12 protein-coding genes are annotated in these 5,742 nt (G+C 57.2%); all 12 read left to right on the forward strand.

Features of this window, described 5'->3' with window-relative positions; genetic code table 11:
- Positions 1-222, forward strand: a 222-nt coding sequence (locus PJE01S_RS23885) for an EF-Tu C-terminal domain-related protein (protein WP_479687613.1), incomplete at its 5' end; no start/stop codon positions are given.
- A 27-nt stretch (positions 223-249) separates the two neighbouring features.
- The gene (gene rpsJ / locus PJE01S_RS23890) at positions 250-564 is read left to right on the forward strand and encodes a 30S ribosomal protein S10 (protein ID WP_068836214.1); all 315 of its coding nucleotides are present in this window, start codon (positions 250-252) and stop codon (positions 562-564) included.
- A gap of 228 nt (positions 565-792) precedes the next feature.
- Complete coding sequence (gene rplC, locus PJE01S_RS23895; protein WP_068836215.1) at positions 793-1,476, forward strand: 50S ribosomal protein L3; 684 nt, start codon at positions 793-795, stop codon at positions 1,474-1,476.
- Complete coding sequence (gene rplD, locus PJE01S_RS23900; RefSeq protein WP_068836216.1) at positions 1,476-2,096, forward strand: 50S ribosomal protein L4; 621 nt, start codon at positions 1,476-1,478, stop codon at positions 2,094-2,096. The genes rplC and rplD overlap by 1 nt, the downstream gene beginning before the upstream one ends.
- Positions 2,093-2,419: a 50S ribosomal protein L23 gene (gene rplW / locus PJE01S_RS23905; RefSeq protein WP_068836217.1), complete on the forward strand. Its 327-nt coding sequence runs from the start codon at positions 2,093-2,095 to the stop codon at positions 2,417-2,419. The genes rplD and rplW overlap by 4 nt, the downstream gene beginning before the upstream one ends.
- A 2-nt stretch (positions 2,420-2,421) precedes the next feature.
- A complete protein-coding gene (gene rplB, locus PJE01S_RS23910) occupies positions 2,422-3,246 on the forward strand; it encodes a 50S ribosomal protein L2 (RefSeq protein WP_068836218.1) in 825 nt (274 codons plus the stop codon).
- A gap of 10 nt (positions 3,247-3,256) precedes the next feature.
- Positions 3,257-3,535 carry a 30S ribosomal protein S19 gene (rpsS, locus tag PJE01S_RS23915; RefSeq protein ID WP_007866503.1) on the forward strand — a complete coding sequence of 93 codons (279 nt, stop codon included), beginning with the start codon at positions 3,257-3,259 and terminating at the stop codon, positions 3,533-3,535.
- A 9-nt stretch (positions 3,536-3,544) separates the two neighbouring features.
- The gene (rplV, locus tag PJE01S_RS23920; RefSeq protein ID WP_007866508.1) at positions 3,545-3,874 is read left to right on the forward strand and encodes a 50S ribosomal protein L22; all 330 of its coding nucleotides are present in this window, start codon (positions 3,545-3,547) and stop codon (positions 3,872-3,874) included.
- 12 nt (positions 3,875-3,886) lie between these two features.
- Complete coding sequence (gene rpsC, locus PJE01S_RS23925; RefSeq protein ID WP_068836219.1) at positions 3,887-4,789, forward strand: 30S ribosomal protein S3; 903 nt, start codon at positions 3,887-3,889, stop codon at positions 4,787-4,789.
- A gap of 25 nt (positions 4,790-4,814) precedes the next feature.
- A complete protein-coding gene (rplP, locus tag PJE01S_RS23930; protein WP_068836220.1) occupies positions 4,815-5,231 on the forward strand; it encodes a 50S ribosomal protein L16 in 417 nt (138 codons plus the stop codon).
- A gap of 13 nt (positions 5,232-5,244) precedes the next feature.
- Positions 5,245-5,454 carry a 50S ribosomal protein L29 gene (rpmC, locus tag PJE01S_RS23935; RefSeq protein ID WP_068836221.1) on the forward strand — a complete coding sequence of 70 codons (210 nt, stop codon included), beginning with the start codon at positions 5,245-5,247 and terminating at the stop codon, positions 5,452-5,454.
- A complete protein-coding gene (gene rpsQ, locus PJE01S_RS23940) occupies positions 5,451-5,720 on the forward strand; it encodes a 30S ribosomal protein S17 (RefSeq protein WP_068836222.1) in 270 nt (89 codons plus the stop codon). The genes rpmC and rpsQ overlap by 4 nt, the downstream gene beginning before the upstream one ends.
- Positions 5,721-5,742 lie beyond the last annotated feature (22 nt).

Consider the following 5,742-nt stretch of genomic DNA (forward strand, 5'->3'; position numbering starts at 1 on the left):
CCCTTCTTCAACAACTACCGTCCCCAGTTCTACTTCCGCACGACGGACGTGACCGGTGCGATCGAGTTGCCAGAAGGCAAGGAAATGGTCATGCCTGGCGACAACGTGTCGATCACCGTCAAGCTGATCAACCCGATCGCCATGGAAGAAGGCCTGCGCTTCGCCATCCGCGAAGGCGGCCGTACCGTGGGCGCTGGCGTTGTGGCCAAGATCCTCGCGTAATTCCACATCAATAAAAAAGGAATTACCATGGCCGCCAAGCAAAAAATCCGCATCCGTCTCAAGGCGTTTGACTACAAACTGATTGACCAGTCAGCCGCCGAGATTGTTGACACTGCAAAACGCACTGGTGCGATTGTCAAGGGTCCCGTGCCCCTGCCAACCCGCATGAAGCGTTTCGACATCCTGCGTTCGCCCCACGTCAACAAGACGAGCCGCGACCAGCTTGAAATCCGCACGCACCAGCGTCTGATGGACATCGTTGACCCCACGGATAAAACCGTTGACGCGTTGATGAAGCTCGATCTGCCTGCTGGCGTGGACGTCGAAATCAAGCTGCAGTAAGCGAAAACGGGGGGCATGAGGCGTTGGGCTGACCCAACGCTTAAACTCCCCCAAAACTTGAGTGTTGGCGCAGATTTGCCTTATTTGGCAGTCTGCGCTATACTTTTGGGCTGCCTTGGATTCGGCATGATTCGTCATGGCGGGCCAAAGCAGTTTTATTAACCGCCTTTCACATTAAAACGTCTGCAGCCAATTGAAGTTGCAGCGGTGGAAGTTTTGGAGAAAACAATGAGTCTGAGCAACTCCCTAGGGTTGCTGGGTCGCAAGGTGGGCATGATGCGTCTGTTCACCGATGATGGGGATACTGTTCCTGTCACGGTGGTGGATGTGTCCAACAACCGCGTAACCCAGGTTAAAACCGAAGCAAATGACGGCTACGATGCCCTTCAAGTGGCATTTGGCGCGCGCAAAGCGTCGCGCGTGACCAAGCCGGCCGCCGGCCACCTTGCGAAAGCAGGCGTTGAAGCTGGTGAAATCCTGAAAGAATTCCGCGTGACGGCTGACGTCGCAGGCAAATATGCTGCCGGTACGGTTGTACCTGCCGCTGACGTGTTTGCGGTGGGCCAGCTGGTGGACGTGCAGGGCACCTCCATCGGTAAAGGCTATGCCGGCACCATCAAGCGCCACAACATGAGCTCGCAGCGCGCGTCGCACGGTAACAGCCGTTCGCACAACGTTCCCGGCTCCATCGGTATGGCGCAGGATCCTGGTCGTGTGTTTCCTGGTAAACGCATGACGGGTCATCTGGGCGACGTAACTGTCACCACGCAAAACCTCGACATCGTGCGCATCGACGAAGCCCGTCAGCTGCTGATGATTCGTGGCGCCGTGCCTGGTTCCAAGGGTGGTTTTGTCACGGTGCGCGCCGCCATCAAAGCCAAGGCTTCAACCGCTGCTAAAGGAGCGAACTGATGCAGGTCGAACTCCTGAATGACCAAGGTCTGGCTTCGTCCAAAGTGGACGCGCCTGATACCGTGTTTGGTCGCGAATACAACGAAAGCCTGGTGCACCAGGTGGTCGTGGCCTTCCAGGCCAACGCCCGCCAAGGCACCCGTGCCCAGAAAGACCGTGAGCAGGTCCGTCACTCGACCAAGAAGCCTTTCAAGCAAAAGGGTACGGGTCGCGCACGTGCTGGTATGACTTCTTCCCCGCTGTGGCGCGGAGGCGGACGTATCTTCCCGAACATGCCTGATGAAAACTTCACGCAGAAGATCAACAAGAAAATGTATCGCGCCGGCATGGCTTCGATCTTTTCGCAGCTGGCCCGCGAAGGCCGTCTGGCTGTGGTTGATTCCCTGACCGTGGATTCGCCCAAGACGAAAGTCCTGGCTGACAAATTCAAGGCCATGAACCTCAATTCGGTGCTGGTGATTGCCGATCAGATTGACGAAAATCTGTACCTGGCTTCCCGCAACCTGGTCAACATCCTGGTGGTTGAGCCCCGCTACGCAGATCCGCTGTCGCTGGTTCACTACAAAAAGGTGCTGGTGACCAAGGCCGCCATGGACCAACTCAAGGAGATGTTCGCATGAGCGCCGTGAACAGCAAATCCAAATTTGACGAAGGCCGTCTGATGCAGGTTTTGGTTGCGCCCATCGTGTCCGAAAAGGCCACGATGATCGCCGAGAAATCCAATTCCGTGACCTTCAAGGTGCTGCAGGACGCCACCAAATATGAAATCAAGGCCGCTGTGGAATTGATGTTCAAGGTTGACGTCAAGGCAGTTTCTGTACTCAACCAAAAAGGCAAGACCAAGCGTTTTGGCAAGTCTGTGGGCCGTCGGGACAATATCCGTAAAGCCTATGTGACGCTCAAGCCAGGTCAAGAGCTGAACCTCGGTGGGGAGGCTGCGTAATCATGGCCGTCATTAAAATGAAACCAACTTCACCGGGCCAGCGTGGCGCGGTGAAAATCTCGCGTGACCACCTGTTCAAGGGTGAGGGTTATGCGCCGTTGCTGGAGCCGCAATTCCAGAAGTCCGGCCGTAACAACAACGGTCACATCACGGTTCGCCACAAGGGCGGTGGTCACAAGCACCACTACCGCGTGGTCGACTTCAAGCGCAACAAGGACGCCATTCCGGCCAAGGTCGAACGTATCGAGTACGACCCCAACCGCACGGCTCACATTGCGCTGATCTGCTACGCCGACGGCGAGCGCGCTTACATCATCGCCCCTCGCGGCCTTGAAGTCGGTGCCACGCTGATCAGTGGTTCGGAAGCGCCGATTCGCGTCGGCAACACCCTGCCTATCCGCAACATCCCTGTGGGTTCCACGATTCACTGCATCGAGATGCAAATCGGCAAGGGCGCGCAAATCGCCCGTTCCGCCGGTACGTCTGCAACGCTGCTGGCGCGTGAAGGTACCTACGCCCAGGTGCGCATGCGCTCCGGTGAAGTTCGCAAGATCCACATCGAATGCCGTGCCACCATTGGTGAAGTCGCCAACGAAGAACACAGCCTGCGCCGTCTCGGCAAGGCCGGTGTGAAGCGCTGGATGGGTATTCGCCCAACCGTTCGCGGTGTGGTGATGAACCCGGTTGACCACCCGCACGGTGGCGGTGAAGGCAAGACCGGTGAAGGTCGCCATCCAGTTGATCCATGGGGCAATCTGACCAAGGGCTACCGCACCCGTAACAACAAGCGCACGCAGGTCATGATCGTGTCGCGTCGCAAGAAGTAAGGGATAGGCTATGACCCGTTCACTCAAAAAAGGTCCGTTTGTCGACCATCATTTGGTAGCCAAGGCTGATAAAGCGGTTACCAACAAGGACAAAAAGCCGATCAAGACCTGGTCGCGTCGCTCCATGATCCTGCCCGAGTTCATCGGCCTGACCATTGCCGTGCATAACGGCAAGCAGCACGTGCCTGTCTACATCACCGATCAAATGGTTGGCCACAAGCTGGGCGAGTTCGCACTCACCCGGACTTTCAAAGGTCACCCGGCTGACAAAAAAGTTGTGAGAAAGTAAGGAAAGACCATGGAAACACGTGCAACCCTCAGGGGCGTTCGTCTGTCGGTCGACAAGGGCCGTCTGGTCGCTGACCTGATCCGCGGCAAGAAAGTGGATCAAGCGCTCAACATCCTGAATTTCACGCAGAAAAAAGCTGCTGGAATCATCAAGAAGGTGGTTGAGTCCGCTATCGCCAACGCTGAACACAACGATGGTGCCGATATCGACGAGTTGAAGGTGAAAACCATTTACGTCGAGCAAGGTGCCACGCTCAAGCGTTTCTCTGCGCGCGCAAAAGGCCGCGGTAACAGCATCAGCAAGCCTACGTGCCATGTGTACGTGGTGGTTGGCAACTAAAGGCAGCAGGATATGGGACAAAAAATCAACCCAACCGGGTTTCGCCTCGCAGTTAGCCGCAACTGGGCCAGCCGCTGGTACGCGAGCAACCGTGATTTCGCCGGCATGCTGGCTGAAGACATCAAGGTTCGCGAGTACCTCAAGGCCAAGCTGAAGAACGCCGCGGTTTCGCGCGTTCTGATCGAGCGCCCCGCCAAGAATGCCCGCATCACGATTTTCTCGGCACGTCCGGGCGTTGTGATCGGCAAAAAAGGCGAGGACATCGAGAACCTCAAGAAAGAACTGAGCCGCCAGCTGGGCGTGCCAGTCGCCGTGAACATTGAAGAAGTTCGCAAGCCGGAAATTGATGCCAAGCTCATCGCTGACAGCATCACCCAACAGCTTGAAAAACGCATCATGTTCCGCCGTGCCATGAAGCGCGCCATGCAAAATGCCATGCGTCTGGGTGCCCTGGGCATCAAGATCATGTCGTCCGGCCGCCTCAACGGCATTGAAATCGCTCGTTGCGAGTGGTACCGCGAAGGTCGCGTGCCCCTTCACACCCTGCGCGCCGATATCGACTACGGCACCTCCGAAGCCAAGACCACCTACGGTGTGATCGGCGTCAAGGTCTGGGTCTACAAGGGCGATACGCTGGGCCGTGGCGAATCGCCTGGCGCCAAGCTGGATGCAGCACCGTCTGACGAAGAGCGCAAGCCTCGCGGTCCTCGCCGTGATACCCGCCCTGGTTCTGACCGTCCCGCTCCCCGTGGTGCCCGCGCACCCCGTGGCGTGGCTGGCGGCGTGAACACGGCTCCGGCCGATGGCAGCGACAAACCGGCTGAGGCGTCTGGCGCCGAAGCCCCGAAAACCACCGTTAAGCGCGTCCGCAAAGCCGCGCCAGCTGCAGCAGCTGACGGTTCAAAGACCGAGTAATCGGTCGGAATAACGGAGAATATAAATGCTGCAACCCGCTCGCAGAAAATACCGCAAAGAGCAAAAAGGCCGCAACACCGGCGTCGCCACACGAGGCAGCTCGGTGGCGTTCGGTGACTTCGGTCTGAAGTGCACCGACCGTGGTCGCCTGACTGCTCGTCAAATTGAAGCCGCACGTCGTGCGATTTCCCGTCACGTCAAGCGTGGCGGCCGTATCTGGATCCGTGTCTTCCCGGACAAGCCGATCTCCCAAAAGCCTGCTGAAGTGCGTATGGGTAACGGTAAAGGTAACCCAGAGTACTACGTGGCTGAAATTCAGCCCGGCAAGATTGTTTTTGAAATCGTCGGTGTGCCTGAAGAACTGGCCCGCGAAGCGTTCCGCCTGGCTGCCGCCAAGCTGCCGCTGCGCACCACGTTCGTCAGCCGCATGATCGGCCAGTAATCAGGAGAATGACATCATGAAAACTACTGAACTGCGCCAAAAAGACGTTGCCGGCCTGCAAGCTGAAGTCAAAGAGCTGCAAAAAGCGCACTTTGGCCTGCGCATGCAAAAAGCCACGCAGCAACTCACCAACACTTCCACGTTGCGTTCCACGCGCCGTGCCATCGCTCGCGCCAAAACCATTTTGGCCGAAACCATCGTCAAGCAAGGAGCCAAAAAATGACGGAAGCTAAAAAATCCCTCACGCGCACCTTGGTTGGCAAGGTGGTTAGCGACAAGCGCGCCAAGACCGTCACGGTGCTGGTTGAGCGTCGCGTCAAGCACGAGCTGTACGGCAAGATTGTGTCTTTGTCCAGCAAGTACCACGCCCATGACGAAAAGGGCGAGTACAAGATGGGCGACGTGATCGAGATCACCGAAAGCCGTCCTATCTCCAAGACCAAGAACTGGGTTGTGACCCGTTTGGTTCAAAAGGCTGCCATCGTTTAAGTCGCAAGACTTTGACGGCAAG

Source organism: Polaromonas jejuensis NBRC 106434, from assembly GCF_001598235.1.
In the GTDB taxonomy this organism is placed as follows: domain Bacteria; phylum Pseudomonadota; class Gammaproteobacteria; order Burkholderiales; family Burkholderiaceae_C; genus Polaromonas; species Polaromonas jejuensis.